Source organism: Actinomycetospora flava (assembly GCF_037400335.1).
In the GTDB taxonomy this organism is placed as follows: Bacteria; Actinomycetota; Actinomycetes; order Mycobacteriales; family Pseudonocardiaceae; genus Actinomycetospora; species Actinomycetospora flava.
Map to the genome: position 1 here is coordinate 1,132,796 of NZ_JBBEGM010000001.1, position 14,062 is coordinate 1,146,857.

15 protein-coding genes are annotated in these 14,062 nt (G+C 75.6%); 7 read left to right on the top strand and 8 right to left on the bottom strand.

The features are described 5' to 3' along the window. Nucleotides 1-11: 11 nt before the first annotated feature. Entirely contained in the window at nucleotides 12-428 is a 417-nt protein-coding gene (locus WCD58_RS05600) for a VOC family protein (RefSeq protein WP_337700327.1), read from the bottom strand. A gap of 78 nt (nucleotides 429-506) precedes the next feature. Here WCD58_RS05600 and WCD58_RS05605 point away from each other — a divergent pair, with 78 nt between their 5' ends. Beyond that, nucleotides 507-1,457 carry a helix-turn-helix transcriptional regulator gene (locus WCD58_RS05605; RefSeq protein ID WP_373696182.1) on the top strand — a complete coding sequence of 317 codons (951 nt, stop codon included), beginning with the start codon at nucleotides 507-509 and terminating at the stop codon, nucleotides 1,455-1,457. Nucleotides 1,458-1,497: 40 nt separating this feature from the next. On the opposite strand, the gene WCD58_RS05610 is transcribed toward WCD58_RS05605, so the two are convergent. Next, nucleotides 1,498-2,556, bottom strand: coding sequence for a thiamine-phosphate kinase (locus WCD58_RS05610; RefSeq protein ID WP_337700333.1), 1,059 nt, complete (start codon nucleotides 2,554-2,556; stop codon nucleotides 1,498-1,500). 79 nt (nucleotides 2,557-2,635) lie between these two features. Here WCD58_RS05610 and WCD58_RS05615 point away from each other — a divergent pair, with 79 nt between their 5' ends. Next, the gene (locus WCD58_RS05615) at nucleotides 2,636-2,872 is read left to right on the top strand and encodes an Lrp/AsnC ligand binding domain-containing protein (protein WP_337700335.1); all 237 of its coding nucleotides are present in this window, start codon (nucleotides 2,636-2,638) and stop codon (nucleotides 2,870-2,872) included. Nucleotides 2,873-2,877: 5 nt separating this feature from the next. Further along, the gene (locus WCD58_RS05620) at nucleotides 2,878-3,435 is read left to right on the top strand and encodes a DUF3515 domain-containing protein (RefSeq protein WP_337700337.1); all 558 of its coding nucleotides are present in this window, start codon (nucleotides 2,878-2,880) and stop codon (nucleotides 3,433-3,435) included. Here the strand turns inward: WCD58_RS05620 and WCD58_RS05625 are convergent. From WCD58_RS05625 to pdxR, 3 genes are read right to left on the bottom strand one after another with little or no spacing between them, the layout of a single operon-like run. Next, on the bottom strand, nucleotides 3,425-4,516 hold the full coding sequence (locus tag WCD58_RS05625) for a D-alanine--D-alanine ligase family protein (protein ID WP_337700339.1): 1,092 nt from the start codon (nucleotides 4,514-4,516) through the stop codon (nucleotides 3,425-3,427). The genes WCD58_RS05620 and WCD58_RS05625 overlap by 11 nt on opposite strands. Before the next feature lie 22 nt (nucleotides 4,517-4,538). Beyond that, nucleotides 4,539-5,336, bottom strand: coding sequence for a tryptophan 2,3-dioxygenase (locus tag WCD58_RS05630; protein ID WP_337700341.1), 798 nt, complete (start codon nucleotides 5,334-5,336; stop codon nucleotides 4,539-4,541). Then, a complete protein-coding gene (gene pdxR / locus WCD58_RS05635; protein WP_337700343.1) occupies nucleotides 5,333-6,721 on the bottom strand; it encodes a MocR-like pyridoxine biosynthesis transcription factor PdxR in 1,389 nt (462 codons plus the stop codon). Before pdxR ends, WCD58_RS05630 begins: the two co-directional genes overlap by 4 nt. A gap of 69 nt (nucleotides 6,722-6,790) precedes the next feature. On the opposite strand from pdxR, the gene WCD58_RS05640 reads away from it, so the two are divergent. Next, entirely contained in the window at nucleotides 6,791-7,450 is a 660-nt protein-coding gene (locus WCD58_RS05640; protein ID WP_337700345.1) for a pyridoxamine 5'-phosphate oxidase family protein, read from the top strand. A 10-nt stretch (nucleotides 7,451-7,460) separates the two neighbouring features. Here the strand turns inward: WCD58_RS05640 and WCD58_RS05645 are convergent, their stop codons facing one another. From WCD58_RS05645 to WCD58_RS05655, 3 genes are read right to left on the bottom strand one after another with little or no spacing between them, the layout of a single operon-like run. Beyond that, nucleotides 7,461-7,931: an ATP-binding protein gene (locus tag WCD58_RS05645; RefSeq protein WP_337700347.1), complete on the bottom strand. Its 471-nt coding sequence runs from the start codon at nucleotides 7,929-7,931 to the stop codon at nucleotides 7,461-7,463. 46 nt (nucleotides 7,932-7,977) lie between these two features. Next, complete coding sequence (locus tag WCD58_RS05650) at nucleotides 7,978-9,009, bottom strand: NAD(P)H-dependent glycerol-3-phosphate dehydrogenase (RefSeq protein ID WP_337700349.1); 1,032 nt, start codon at nucleotides 9,007-9,009, stop codon at nucleotides 7,978-7,980. After that, on the bottom strand, nucleotides 9,006-9,731 hold the full coding sequence (locus WCD58_RS05655; protein WP_337700352.1) for a lysophospholipid acyltransferase family protein: 726 nt from the start codon (nucleotides 9,729-9,731) through the stop codon (nucleotides 9,006-9,008). Before WCD58_RS05655 ends, WCD58_RS05650 begins: the two co-directional genes overlap by 4 nt. 164 nt (nucleotides 9,732-9,895) lie before the next feature. Between WCD58_RS05655 and cofC the strand changes: the two genes are divergently transcribed. The 3 genes from cofC (at nucleotide 9,896) to WCD58_RS05670 (ending at nucleotide 13,910) form a co-directional block, all read left to right on the top strand. Continuing rightward, nucleotides 9,896-10,585 (top strand): 2-phospho-L-lactate guanylyltransferase, encoded by a 690-nt coding sequence (gene cofC, locus WCD58_RS05660; RefSeq protein ID WP_337700354.1) that lies wholly within the window; start codon nucleotides 9,896-9,898, stop codon nucleotides 10,583-10,585. Between the two features lie 107 nt (nucleotides 10,586-10,692). After that, nucleotides 10,693-12,990: an RNA degradosome polyphosphate kinase gene (locus WCD58_RS05665; RefSeq protein WP_337700356.1), complete on the top strand. Its 2,298-nt coding sequence runs from the start codon at nucleotides 10,693-10,695 to the stop codon at nucleotides 12,988-12,990. After that, on the top strand, nucleotides 12,987-13,910 hold the full coding sequence (locus WCD58_RS05670; RefSeq protein ID WP_337700358.1) for an NUDIX domain-containing protein: 924 nt from the start codon (nucleotides 12,987-12,989) through the stop codon (nucleotides 13,908-13,910). The genes WCD58_RS05665 and WCD58_RS05670 overlap by 4 nt, the downstream gene beginning before the upstream one ends. Nucleotides 13,911-14,062: the final 152 nt, after the last annotated feature.

The following is a 14,062-nucleotide window of genomic DNA, read 5'->3' on the forward strand; positions in this document are numbered from 1 at the left end:
GCACGTAGGGGTCAGTACTGGACGGCCACGTCGAGCACCCAGGTGACGCCGAAGCGGTCGGTGAGCATGCCGTACAGCGGCGCCCAGCCGGACGGGCCGAGCGGCTCCTTGACCTCCGCGCCCACGGCCAGCTTCTCCCACAGCGCGGTGATCTCCTCGACGGTCTCGCCGCGCACCGACACGTAGAACGACTCGGCGCCCCGGTCGAACGCGCGCGCCGCCGGCACGTCGAACGCCATGACGTGGAACCCGTTCGCGGTCGTCACCTGACCCCACACCACCTGCTTCGCCTCGGCCGGGTCGGTCACGCGGCCCGCGTCCTCGTAGGTGAACATCGCGAGCTCGCCGTCGGTGACCTCCCGGTAGAACTCGAGCGCCTCGCGGGCGTCACCGCGGAAGTTCAGGTGGACGACGGTCTGCACGGTCATGGACTGCTCCTTCTCTCGGGCTGGTGAGGACCATGCTCGTCGCAGAAGAGGCCAGGTTCTGGCCTCTTCTCGACCAGAATGGGAGGCGTGCATGAGACCTCCGCCCGCCTGCTCGCCCTGCTCTCCTTGCTGCAGGCGCGCCGCGACTGGCCCGGCGGCCTGCTCGCCGAGCGTCTCGAGGTCAGCCCGCGCACCGTGCGCCGCGACGTCGACCGGCTCCGCGAGCTCGGCTACCCCATCGCGGCCACCAAGGGCCCCGACGGCGGCTACCGCCTCGACGCGGGCAGCGACCTCCCGCCGCTGCTGTTCGACGACGAGCAGGCCGTGGCGCTCGCCGTGGGCCTGCGGATCGCGGCGGCGAGCGGGGTCGGCGTCGAGGAGGCGGCGGCCCGCGCGCTGGGCACCGTGCGCCAGGTGATGCCGGCGCGGCTGCGCCACCGCATCGACGGGCTCGAGGTCACGGCGATGGGCGGGGCCACCACGGTCGACCCGGCCGTCCTCACCGCGGTCGGCGACGCGGTGCGCGCGCGGGAGGTGCTGCGCTTCGGGTACGGCAGCGACCTCCGCCGCGCCGAGCCCCACCACCTCGTCACCCGCGGCGGCCGCTGGTACCTCGTGGCCTGGGACCTCGACCGCGCCGACTGGCGCACGTTCCGCGTCGACCGGATCGCCCCGCGCACGCCGACCGGGCCCCGGTTCGCCCCGCGCGAGGTGCCGGGCGGCGACGTGGCGCGGTTCGTCGCGAGCCGCTTCCGCGGCGGGGACGGCATCACCACCGGCTGGCCCTGCGAGGGCGAGGCGGTCATCGCCCTCCCCGCCGCCGAGCTGGCCCCCTACGTCCGCGACGAGCTGCTCGAGGAGGTCGACGCGGGCCGGTGCCGGATGGTCGCGGGGGCGTGGTCGTGGGTGGCCCTGGCGGCGCGCTTCGGCGCGCTCGGCGCCGAGGTCTCCGACGTCGCCCCCGCCGAGCTCCGCGACGCCTGCGCGACCCTCGCCGCCCGCTACCGCCGCGCGGCTCGGCCCTCGTGAGTGCTTTCCGCCCCTATAGGGTCGGAAAGCGCGCACGTACTCAGCGCCAGTGCAGGTACCCGGGGTCGCCGGCGCCGCCCCAGCGGTCGGCGTCCACGGTGACGCCGGTGCCGGCGCGCACCTCGCCGCACACGACCCAGCCCGCGGGCACCGTGCCCTCGTCCGGGAACGTCGCGACCAGCGAGTGGTCCTCGCCGCCGGTGAGCGCCCAGGACAACGCGTCGCCGCCGAGGGCGGAGGCGACGTCGCGCAGCTTGTCGGCGACGGGCACGAGCCGCGAGGAGAGGTCGATGTGCACGCGGGAGGCCGCGGCGACGTGCCCGAGGTCGGCGAGCAGGCCGTCCGAGGTGTCGATCATCGACGTCGCCCCGGCCAGCGCGGCGACGGGGCCCTCGCGCCACGGCGGGCGCGGCGTGCGGTGGGCCGCGACCATCGCCACCGGCGAGCGGAACCCCCGGCGCAGCACCGCCATCCCGGCCGCCGACCACCCGAGCACGCCCCGCACCGCCACCACGTCGCCGGGCCGCGCGCCCGAGCGCGTCACCGCCTCGCGACCCTCCAGCGAGCCCAGTGCCGTGATCGAGACCACGATGGTGTCGGACGACACGGTGTCGCCCCCGACGACGCCGATCCCGGCGTCCGCGGCGGCGTCCCACACGCCCGCGGCGAGGCCGTCGAGGACCTCGGTGGGCGTCGATCCGGGGCACGCGAGCGAGAGCAGCAGCGCCGTCGGCACGGCCCCCATCGCGGCGACGTCGGCGAGGTTCGCGGCCACGGCCTTGCGCCCCACCTGCTCGGGCGCGGACCAGTCGAGACGGAAGTGCACGCCCTCGACCAGCGTGTCCACGGTCGCGACGACCCGGCCGTCGGGGGCGGCGACGATCGCCGCGTCGTCGCCGGGACCCAGCAGCGTCGGCTCGGGCTGGAAGCGCTCGCCGGTGAGACGGTCGATGACGCCGAACTCCCCGAGATCCGCGGCCGTCTCCGCGGCAGCGGGCTCCGCCCGGGCGGAGCCACCTCCGCCCGGCGCGCCCGCGCTCCCTCGGAGGGACCCTCCGGATCGTCCGTGTCCCCCGCGCCCGTTCGCCGTCCGGCTCACCCCTCGACTCCCTGCGGTACCTTCCCTGCCACCCTGGCCGACGTCGCCGTCGGCCCCGTTCCCCCGAGGAGGCACGTCCGTGGTCCAGGCCTACATCCTGATCCAGACCGAGGTCGGTCGTGCCGCCGCGGTCGCCTCGGACGTGGCCGGTATCGACGGCGTGACCCGATCCCAGGACGTGACCGGACCCTACGACGTCATCGTCTGCGCGGAGGCCGTTGACGTCGACACGCTCGGGCGGGATGTCGTCGGCGCCGTGCAGAAGGTCCCGGGGATCACCCGGACGCTGACCTGTCCCGTCGTGTCCACCGAGTAGCCCGGATGGTCCTCTCCCGCGCACCGAAGGTGGTGCGCCGGCTCCCTCGCGTGCTCGTCGGGCTCGTCCTGACCGTGCCCGTGCTGCTGGTGGCCGGGGTGATGGTGGCGTCGGTGGTGCTGGTGCGCGAGCCGGTGCCCGACGTCGACACCGTGCGCCTGCAGGTCGCGGCGGTCCCGACGCCCGCCGCGGCGAGCGCCGACTGCTCGCGGCTCTTGTCGGGCCTGCCCGGCGAGATGGCCACCGAGCGGGGGATGCTGGCGCGCCGCGTGCTCGCCGACCCGGTGCCCCCCGCCACCGTCGCGTGGGGCGGCGAGCACGGCACCACGCCGGTCGTCATGCGCTGCGGCCTGCCCCGTCCCGCGGAGCTCTCCGGCGGCGGGTCGCGCACCGTGGTCAACGGCGTCGACTGGATCGAGGTCGACGACGGCGTCCCGGGCAGCGGCACCTGGGTGACCATCGACCGCGCCGTCTACGTCGGCGTAACCGTCCCCGACGACATCGGCACCGGGCCCATCGAGGACATCTCGCGCGGCGTCAAGATCGCGCTGGTCAGCCGCTGAGGTGCGACCGGCGCGCCAGCGCCGTCTCGACCAGCGTCGTGAGCAGCGTCGGGTAGTCGACGCCCGCGGTGGCCCACATGCGCGGGTACAGCGACGTCGCGGTGAACCCGGGCATCGTGTTCAGCTCGTTGACGACGAGCCGCCCCTCCCCGGTGAGGAAGAAGTCGACGCGCGCGAGGCCCTCGACGTCCATCGCCCGGAACACCGCGACCGCCGTGGCGCGCACCGCCTCGGCGACCTCGTCGTCGAGCTTCGCGGGCACGTCGAGCTCGCAGGCGTCGTCGAGGTACTTGGTGTCGAAGTCGTACCAGCCGGCGTCCCCGCCGACGACGCGGATCTCCGCGGGCACGCTCGCCTCGATGCGCCCGTCGGGGTGCTCGAGCACGCCGCACTCGATCTCACGCCCGACGATCGCGGCCTCGACGAGCACCTTCGGGTCCTCGGCGCGCGCGGTGGCGATCGCGGCGTCCAGGTCGGCCCAGTCGGCGACGCGGGTGATGCCCACCGACGACCCGGCGCGCGCGGGCTTGACGAACACCGGCAGGCCGAGGCGCTCGCGCTCGTCGGCGGTGAGCGCGGCGCGGTCGCGGGTGAGCACGACGACGTCGCCGACGGCCAGCCCCGCGTCGCGCAGCAGGCGCTTGGTGATGTCCTTGTCCATCGACGCCGCGCTCGCGAGCACCCCGGCGCCGACGTAGGGCACGCCGGCGCTCTCGAGCAGGCCCTGCACGGTGCCGTCCTCGCCGCCGGGGCCGTGCAGGACGGGCAGGACGACGTCGACGCGGCCGAGCGAGCTGCCGTCGTCGAGGGCGATGAGCTCGCGGCGGGTGGGGTCGGCGGGCAGCGCGACCGGGCGCCCGGAGGTGACCTCCGGCAGCTCGCGGCCCTTCAGCCGCAGCTCGGCGGGGTCGGTGGGGCCGAGCACCCAGGAGCCGTCGGGCGTGATGGCGACGGGGAGGACGTCGTAGCGGGCCGGGTCGAGCTGGGCGAGCACGCTGCCGGCGGACAGACAGGAGATCCTGTGCTCGCTGCTGCGTCCCCCGAAGAGGACGACGACACGGGGGCGCGCGGAGCCCGTCATGGCGGCGCAGCCTACGCGGCCGTCACAGGGCGGTCCGGACCGCATACAGCTCCGGGAAGAACGTCAGGTCGAGGACCCGGCGCAGGAACGACGCCCCGCTCGTCCCGCCCGTGCCGGTGCGCAGGCCGATGGTGCGCTCGACGGTCTTGAGGTGGCGGAAGCGCCAGAGCTGCAGGTTGTCCTCGATGTCGACGAGCTCCTCGCAGGTCTCGTAGACGTCCCAGTGGTGCTCGGGGTCGTCGTAGATGGCGCGGAAGACCTCGACCAGGCGCGGGTCCTCGTGGTGGGGCTCGCGAACGTCGCGGTCGAGCACCTCGGCCGGGACGGGGTGGCCGCGGCGGGCGAGCAGGCGCAGGAACTCGTCGTAGAGGCTGGGCCGGTCCAGCGCCGCGGTGAGCAGGGCCTGCGCGGCGTCGTCGTCGGCGAAGACCTCGAGCATCCCGGGGTCCTTGGCGCCGAGGGTGAACTCGACCGCGCGGTACTGGTAGCTCTGGAACCCCGACGACGAGCCGAGGAAGCCGCGGAAGCGCTGGTACTCCGTCGGCGTCAGGGTCGCGAGCACCGTCCACTGCTCGATGAGCTGCTTCTGCACGTGCTTGACCCGCGCCAGGCGCTTGAGGGCGAGCGGGAGGTCGTCGTCGGCGAGGTCGTCGCAGGCACCGGTGAGCTCGTGGAGGGCGAGCTTGAGCCAGAGCTCCGAGGTCTGGTGCTGGATGATGAACAGCAGCTCGTCGTGGGCCTCGGGGCGCGAGAGCGGGGCCTGCGCGGTGAGCAGCGCGTCGAGGTGCAGGTAGCGCCCGTAGGTCAGCGGCTCGGTCATGGCGCCAGGATCCTCCTCAGCCGCGCCAGCGCACCGTCGAGATCCGCGGCGCCCGGGCCCGCCCAGCCGATCATCACGCCGTGCGAGGCCGTGGGCGCGGCGGGCTCGAGGTGGTACTCCGCGAGCCCGGCGACGCGCACGCCCGCGTCCGCCGCCGCGGCGACGAGAGCGTCCTCGGCCGCGCGGTCGGGCAGGGGGACGACGAGGTGCGCGCCGGCGCGGTCGCCGCGCACGGTGTGCCCGGCGGCGGTGACGGCGTCGACGACCCGGGTGCGGCGGGCGGCGAGCTCGCGGCGCAGCCGGGCGAGGTGGCGCGCCAGCGCGCCGTCCGCGTGCAGGGCGGCGACCACCTGCTGCCCCGCCGGCGCGGGCCGCACGCTCGTGGCCTCCCGGCGCGCGAGCACCGCGTCGCGCCAGGCCGGCGGCGCGACCATCCAGCCCGCGCCCAGCCCCGGGCTCAGGATCTTGCTGGTGGTGCCGAGGTGCACGGTGACGTCCGGGGCCAGGCCGGCGAGCAGGGGCAGCGGGGCGACGTCGTAGCGCAGCTCGCCGTCGTAGTCGTCCTCGACGAGCAGCAGGTCCTCGGCGCGGGCGCGGGCGACGAGGTCGGCGCGACGGGCGACGGGCAGGCGCGCGCCGAGCGGGTACTGGTGGGCGGGCGTCAGGTAGACCGCGTCCACCCCGGCCGGCAGGTCCTCCACGCGCAGGCCCTCGTCGTCGACGGGCACGCCCACCACGTCCGCCCCGGCGGCCTGCAGCAGCGCGGTGGCCCGGAAGTAGCCCGGCTCCTCGACCGCGACCCGCGGCGGGCGCCCGGTGCGCGTGCCCAGGACCGCGACGATCTCGGCGAAGCCGTCGGTGGTGCCGGAGGTCGCGAGCACGTCGTCGGGCGTGGCGGCCAGCCCGCGGTGGTGCAGCAGGAGGCGCGCGACGGCGTCGCGGTAGGCGGGGACGCCGGCGGGCTCGGGCCGGGCGGACGGCTCGACGTCCCCGGCACGGCGCCAGGCCCGTCGCCACGCCGACCGGTCGAGCACCTCGACGCACGGGGACCCGGGCCGCAGGTCGACGGGCTCGGGGCCACGTGCGTGATCTTCTGAGCTATAGCTCAGAAGATCACGCACATGGGCGGTGGCCAGCACGTAGGTGCCGGCGCCGCGGCGGGGGCCGAGCCAGCCCTCGGCGACGAGCTGGTCGTACGCCGCCGCGGTGACCGTGCGGCTCACGCCGAGCTCGTCGGCGAGCGCGCGGGTCGACGGCACGCGCTCCCCCACCCGCAGCGCGCCCCGGGTGACGGCGGCGCGCAGGCCCTCGGCGAGCTGCACCGCGAGCGGGGTCGTCGCGGCGCGGTCGAGCGGGAGCGCCAGCTCCGGGGAGACACCGCGCACGAGTGGCCTCCTGAACTCGGCCGGAAGTGGCCGTTCGAGGATGCCACTCCGGCGGCCACGATGGGAGCCATGACCACCACCTCGACGACGGAGCTGTCTCCCACCGACCGCTCCCGCGTCCGCCGCCACCGCGACCGCCAGCGCAACGACCGGGCCGAGCTGCACGCCGTGCTCGACGAGGCGCTGGTCGCGCACCTCGGCCGGGTCGTCGACGGCGAGCCCGTGGTGCTGCCGACCATGCACGCCCGGATCGGCGACGTGCTCTACCTGCACGGGTCGAGCGGAGCCGCGAGCCTGCGCGGCGGCGAGCCGGTGTGCGTCACCGTCACGCTGATCGACGGCCTGGTGTACGCGCGCCGCTGGTTCACCCACTCCGCGAACTACCGCAGCGCGGTCGTGCGCGGCCACGCCCGCAAGGTCACCGACCCCGACGAGGCGATGGCCGCCCTCCGCGCGCTCGTCGCCCACGTCGCACCCGGTCAGGAGGACCACGCGGCCGCCCCGAGCCGCAAGGAGATGGCCGCGACCTCGGTGATCGCGATCGACCTCACCGAGGCCAGCGTCAAGGCCCGCACCGGACCGCCCGGCGACGGCGAGGCGGTCGCCGACGGCGACGGGCGCTGGGCGGGCGTGGTCCGGCTGGAGACGCGCGTCGCCGAGGTCACCACGTGCCCGGCGCTGCCGGCGGACACGCCGGTGCCGGCGCACGTCCCCCGCGCCGTGTCCTAGACCAGCGCTCCTAGACCAGCGCCGCCTCGCGGGGCGCGGGCACCGGCACGCGCCGGCGCAGCTGCACCGTGGTGCCCGTGGGGCCCGGCAGGACGGCGGTGGCGTGCATCAGCTCGCGCATCAGCGGCAGTCCGCGGCCGCGCCAGCCCGGGCCGCTGCTCGGGCGCCAGGACCCTTCGTCGACGACGGTGACGACGAGGTCGCGGCCGGTCAGCAGCGGGCAGGACACCGCGGCCCAGAGCGTCATGAGCCCCGGGGTGCCGCGCCCGGCGTAGGCGTGGTCGACGACGTTGGCGAGGGCCTCGTAGACCGCGAGCGCGAGGTCGTCGGCGGTGTCGACGTCGGTGATCTCACCGACCCAGCAGCGGAAGCGCCGACGCAGGGTGGCGGCGTTCTCGGTGGTGGCGAGTGCGCACAGCTCGAGCGGCGCGACCGCCGTGGCCGGCGCCGTCCTCGGGCCCATCCGCTGCAGCACGTCCATCGCGCTCAGTGTTCCCGGGGCCGGACGGAGCAAACGTGAGAGGTCCCTACTCGACCTTCAGCTCGCGGTTGATCAGTTCGTCGCCGACCTCCTTGGCCGACACCTCGCCGTCGCAGACCCGCCGCACGGCGTCGACGATCGGCGTGTCGACGGCGTGGCGCCGGGCCAGCTCGCTGATCGCGTCGCACGACTTGACGCCCTCGGCCACCTGCCCGTGGTTCGCCTCCTCGGCCTCGGCGACGGTGAGCCCGCGGCCGAGCGCCTCGCCGAAGCGCCGGTTGCGCGACAGCGGCGACGCGCAGGTGGCCACGAGGTCGCCCATGCCGGCGAGCCCGGCGAGCGTGAGCTGCTCGGCCCCCAGCGCCACCGCCAGCCGGGAGATCTCGGCGAGCCCGCGGGTGATCAGCGAGGCCATCGTGTTGTCGCCGTAGCCGAGCCCGGCGGCCGTGCCGCAGGCGAGCGCGATGACGTTCTTGCAGGCCCCGCCGAGCTCGCAGCCGATGACGTCGGTGTTGGTGTACGGCTTGAAGTAGCCGGTCGAGCAGGCGTGCTGCACGGCGATCGCGCGCTCGTGGTCGCGGCAGGCGACGACCGTCGCGGTCGGCTGCTCGGCGGCGATCTCCCCCGCGAGGTTCGGCCCGGAGACCACCGCGACGCGGTCGGCGTCGGCGTCGGTGACCTCGCAGATCACCTCGCTCATGCGCAGCAGCGTGCCGCGCTCCACGCCCTTCGCGAGGCTGACGAGCGTGACGCCGTCGGGCAGGTGCGGACGCCAGTGCTCGAGGTTCTCGCGCAGCTTCTGGGCGGGCAGCGCCAGCACGACGGCCTGGGCCCCGTCGAGGGCCTCGTCGGCGTCGGCGGTCGCCACGAGCTCGGTGGGCAGCGACACGTCGGGCAGGTACTCGGGGTTGCGGTGCTCGCGGGTGACGGTCTCGGCGACCTCGGCCCGGCGCGCCCATAGCGTCACGGGCGTCCCGGCGTCGGCGAGGACCTTGGCGAACGTCGTGCCCCACGAGCCCGCGCCGAGCACCGCGACCCGCTCGAGGGGGCGCACGCCGTCGGGGAGGATCGCGCTCACTGGTCGGTGCCCCGCGCCCCGCGGGTGACCTCGGGCACGGGCTCGCCGCGGACCTCGCCGAGCAGGTCGCGCACCGCGGTCATCATCCGCTCCGTGGTCTCGCGCAGCAGGGGCCGCGGTCCGCGGTCGGCGAGGCGCGCGCGCAGGTCGTCCATCGGGATCGGCGGGCCGGCCTTCACCGTGATCGTCGTGCGCCACGAGGGCCGGAAGCGGCGGCGGTAGTGGTCGTAGACCGACTTCGTCCCCCAGTGCACGACCGGGATCACGGGGACGTCGACGTCGAGCGCCAGGCGTGCCGCCCCCGAGCGCGCCGCCATCGGCCAGCCGTCCTCGTCGCGGGTGATCGTGCCCTCGGGGTAGATCACGACGACGCCGTCGTCCGCGAACGACGCGCGCGCCGCGTCCAGGCTCGCGCCCGCCTCGGCGGACCCCCGGCTCACCGGGATCTGCCGGCTCCCCTGCAGCACCCGCCCGAAGATCGGGACCTTCCAGAGCGACGCCTTCGCCAGGAACCGCGGCACCCGCCGCGCCCGGTGCACGAAGACCGCGGTGTAGACGGGGTCCAGGTAGGAGACGTGGTTGCACACGAGCAGCGCCGGCCCCCGCGCGGGGATGTGCTCGAGCCCTTCCATCCGCCGCTTCGCCAGCAGCAGGGTCAGGGGGTAGAAGACGACGGCCGCGAGCGCCACCGCCGGCCCGCCTTTCTCGCGCGCCGGTGCCACCGGGTCGCCACCTCCGCCTCGGGTCGGGCCCGTCACTGCGGACCCGTCGGTTCGGGGACGGAGCGTTCCGTCCCGTCGCGCGCAGTCTCTCCCGCGTCCGGCGACCGGTCCAGCGAACCCCGCCACCGTCACCCCGCTCGGCCGAACGGGGGCAGTATGGGGTGGTGGACGTCGCGGTCGACCTGGTGGTGCCGGTCAAGGAGCTGCGCCGCGCGAAGTCGCGGCTCGCGCCCGCCGTCGCCGGCCTGCCCGGTGACGACGCCGACCGCGAGCAGGCCCATCGCGCGCTGGCGCTGGCGCTCGCCCGCGACACGCTGGCCGCCGCGCGGGCGGCGCGACGGGTCGGGCGCCTGGTGGTGGTCACCACGGAGTCCGCCGAGCGCCTGGGCGACGCCGGCGAGCCCCGCGAGGTCGTGCACGACGACGGCGGCGGGCTCAACGCCGCGATCCATCTCGGTGCGGCGCACCTGCGGCGCACCGGCTCCCGGGCCGTCGCCGCCCTGCAGGCCGACCTGCCGGCGCTGCGCCCCGAGGAGCTCGACGAGGCGCTCGCCGGGGCCGTGGCGCTGTTCGCGACGGGGGCGGGCGCGGCCGTCGTCGCCGACCACGCCGGTACCGGCACGACGCTCCTGGTCGCCGCCCCCGCCCGCGCGCTGCGTCCCCGGTTCGGCCCGGGCTCGGCGCGCGCCCACGTCCGCGACGGCGCGGTCGCCCTCGACGGCGACTGGCCCGGCCTGCGCGGCGACGTCGACACCGTCGAGGACCTGACCCGCGCCCGCGCGCTGGGTACGGGCCCGGCCACCGCGGACTGGACGGCCCGGTCCCCGGTCGGCGTGCCCACCGGCCCCGTCTGAGCCGCGCCGCCGTCGGGACGGCGGTCCTCGGCCGTCCGGGCCCGTCCGGGGTGGCACCGGTCGCGGACGCTCGCACCGTCCGGCCACCTCGGGCACGATCGGACGCCGTGAGCCGTTCCGTGTCGTCCTCCGCGTCCCCCGTGTCCGCCGAGACGTCGGCGGCGGCCCCCGAGACGGCCCCCGAGGCGGGTCCCGACACGGCTCCCGACGACCTCGCCGGTCCCCGCCCCCCGGCCCCGCCCGACGAGAACGGCCGGGCGGTCCGCCGCACCCCGACCGCGCCGGCGGCGCCGACCGCGGGCCCCGCCACCGCCGCGGACCTCCCGACCGACCGCTACGACAGCCGTGAGCTCTCGTGGCTGGAGTTCAACGCGCGGGTGCTCGCGCTGGCCGAGGACGTGAGCCAGCCGCTCCTCGAGCGCGCCAAGTTCCTGTCGATCTTCGCGTCGAACCTCGACGAGTTCTACATGGTCCGCGTGGCCGGCCTGAAGCGCCGCGACGAGGCCGGTCTCGCGGTGCGCGGCGCCGACGGCCTGACGCCCCGCGAGCAGCTCGTCCGCATCGCCGCCCGCACCCAGGAGCTCTCCCACAAGCACGCCCGGGTGTTCCTCGACGAGGTCCGCCCCGGGCTCGACGAGGCCGGCGTCCACATCATCGACTGGTCGCAGGTCACCGCGTCCGCGCGGCCGCGGCTCTCGGACTGGTTCGCGCGCCAGGTGTTCCCCGTGCTCACGCCGCTCGCCGTCGACCCGGCGCACCCGTTCCCCTACATCTCGAACCAGTCCCTCAACCTCGCGGTCACCGTGCACGACCCGCAGGCCGGCACGGAGCACTTCGCCCGCGTGAAGGTGCCCAGCAACGTGCCGCGCCTCGTGCGGGTGCACCCCGACCCGGACGACGACGGCGCGGCGGGCGACGACCGGCAGGCGTGGTTCCTGCCGATCGAGGACCTCATCGCCGAGAACCTCGACCAGCTCTTCGAGGGCATGAACGTGGTCGAGCACCACGTGTTCCGGGTGACGCGCAACGCCGACCTCGAGGTCGAGGAGGACCGCGACGAGGACCTCCTGCAGGCCCTCGAGCGCGAGCTCGCGCGGCGGCGCTTCGGCCCGCCGGTGCGCCTCGAGATCACCGAGTCGATGAGCGAGCACATGCTCGAGCTGCTGCTGCGCGAGCTCGACGTCGACCCGCACGACGTCGTCCAGGTCCCCGGCCTGCTGGACCTGTCGGCGCTCATGGAGCTCATGAGCCTCAACCGGCCCGAGCTCAAGGACCCGGTGTTCGTGCCGGCCACCCACCCGGCGTTCAGCGAGGGCGAGACGCCGAAGAGCGTGTTCGCGACGCTGCGCGAGGGCGACGTGCTCGTCCACCACCCGTACGACTCGTTCTCCACGAGCGTGCACCGCTTCATCGAGCAGGCCGCGGCGGACCCGAAGGTGCTCGCGATCAAGCAGACGCTCTACCGGACGTCGGGCGACTCCCCGATCGTCGAGTCGCTGATCGACGCCGCCGAGGCCGGCAAGCAGGTCGTGGCCGTGGTGGAGCTCAAGGCGCGCTTCGACGAGCGCGCCAACATCGGCTGGGCCCGCGCGCTGGAGCGCGCGGGCGTGCACGTCGTCTACGGGCTCGTCGGGCTCAAGACGCACTGCAAGGCCGTCCTCGTCGTGCGCCAGGAGGGCACGGCGATCAAGCGGTACTGCCACCTGGGCACGGGCAACTACAACCCGAAGACCGCCCGGCTCTACGAGGACATCGGCCTGTTCACCGCCGACGAGACGATCGCCGCGGACCTCACCGACCTGTTCAACGTGCTCACCGGCTACGCGCGCCGCACCTCGTACCGCAAGCTGCTCGTCGCCCCGTACGGGCTGCGGCGCGGCATCCTCGCGCGGATCGACGGCGAGCGGGAGCGGGCCGAGCGCGGCGAGACCGCGGGCATCCGGATCAAGGTCAACGGGCTGGTCGACGAGCAGATCATCGACGCGCTGTACCGCGCCTCGGGGGCCGGTGTCCCGATCGACCTCGTGGTGCGCGGGCTGTGCTCGCTGCGGGCGGGCGTGCCCGGGCTGTCGGAGAACATCCGCGTGCGCTCGATCCTCGGGCGCTTCCTGGAGCACTCCCGGATCTTCCACTTCGTCGGGGCCCAGGAGCGCTGGATCGGCAGTGCGGACATGATGCACCGGAACCTGGACCGCCGTGTGGAGGCTCTCGTGCCGGTGACCGACCCGCGTCTGACCGCGCGGCTCGACGACATCATGGACTCGGCGGTGGCGCCGTCGACCCGCTCCTGGATCCTCGAACCCGACGGATCCTGGGACCCGTGGCCGGTGGCCGCCGGCGAGGACCACGAGGGCATGGCCGTCGACGACCACCAGGTGCAGCTGCTGCGGCAGGCGGGGAAGTGACGGTCCACGCGGCGGGCGCCGTGCTCTGGCGGCCGGCGGGGGTGGACGGCACCGACGAGAAGGTCGAGGTCGCCGTCGTGCACCGTCCGCACCACGGCGACTGGAGCCTGCCCAAGGGCAAGGTCGACCCGGGCGAGACGCGGGTCGACACCGCGGTGCGCGAGATCGCCGAGGAGACCGGCTTCGCGACCGTGCTGGGCCGGCACCTGCGGACGGTGCGCTACCCGGTGAACGACGAGGAGAAGGTCGTCGACTTCTGGTCCGCGCGGGCGGGCGAGGGCGAGTTCGTCCCGGGCGACGAGACCGACGAGCTGCGCTGGCTGGCTCCCGACGACGCCGGCCCGCTGCTGACCTACGCCTCCGACCGCGACGTGCTCGGCATCTTCGCCGCGCGCCCGGCGGGGCTGCGCACGGTGCTGGTGGTCCGCCACGCGATGGCGGGCAAGCGCTCGGAGTGGACCCGGCCGGACGCCGAGCGCCCGCTCGACGAGGACGGCCGCCTGCAGGCCCAGCAGCTCGCCGGGCTGCTCGCGGGGTTCGGGGTCGGGGCGCTGCACGCGGTCCCGATCGCGCGCTGCCGCCAGACCCTGGAGCCCGCCGCGGCCCTCACCGGCCTGCCCGTGCACGACGCCCCGGAGCTCGCCGACGAGGCGGTGGAGACCGACACCGCCGCGGCGCTCGCGACGCTGGCCCGGCTCGCCGAGGCCGCGGCCGACGGCGGGGTGGTGTCGGCGGTGTGCGCGCAGGGCGTCGGCATCCCCGAGCTCGTGGCGACCCTCGCCGCGGCCGCGCCCGAGCCGCCGGAGTCGGCCCGTGATCTCGCCGACCCGCCGTGCCGCAAGGGCAGCGTGTGGGTCCTCTCGTTCGGCCCCGACGGGGCCCTGGTGGCCGCGGACTACCACCGCGACGCCGCATTCTGACGCCTGACGCCGCAGCGAATCGCCCGAACGGCCCTTGACTCGGACAGAAGGGGACGTTTCGGGGCGCTCGCAGGGGGTGGGCACGGCTGGGCTAGCGTCGGTCCGCCCCCAGCCCCCTCCCCTCTCCCCGGCCGCCTGTCGCCCACCCGCCA

What these genes read in the sequence shown, in the direction of transcription:
- WCD58_RS05600 (WP_337700327.1), bottom strand. Translation starts at nt 428, where the DNA reads ATGACCGTGCAGACCGTCGTCCACCTGAACTTCCGCGGTGACGCCCGC.
- WCD58_RS05605 (WP_373696182.1), top strand. Translation starts at nt 507, where the DNA reads ATGGGAGGCGTGCATGAGACCTCCGCCCGCCTGCTCGCCCTGCTCTCC.
- WCD58_RS05620 (WP_337700337.1), top strand. Translation starts at nt 2,878, where the DNA reads ATGGTCCTCTCCCGCGCACCGAAGGTGGTGCGCCGGCTCCCTCGCGTG.
- WCD58_RS05625 (WP_337700339.1), bottom strand. Translation starts at nt 4,516, where the DNA reads ATGACGGGCTCCGCGCGCCCCCGTGTCGTCGTCCTCTTCGGGGGACGC.
- WCD58_RS05630 (WP_337700341.1), bottom strand. Translation starts at nt 5,336, where the DNA reads ATGACCGAGCCGCTGACCTACGGGCGCTACCTGCACCTCGACGCGCTG.
- WCD58_RS05640 (WP_337700345.1), top strand. Translation starts at nt 6,791, where the DNA reads ATGACCACCACCTCGACGACGGAGCTGTCTCCCACCGACCGCTCCCGC.
- WCD58_RS05645 (WP_337700347.1), bottom strand. Translation starts at nt 7,931, where the DNA reads ATGGACGTGCTGCAGCGGATGGGCCCGAGGACGGCGCCGGCCACGGCG.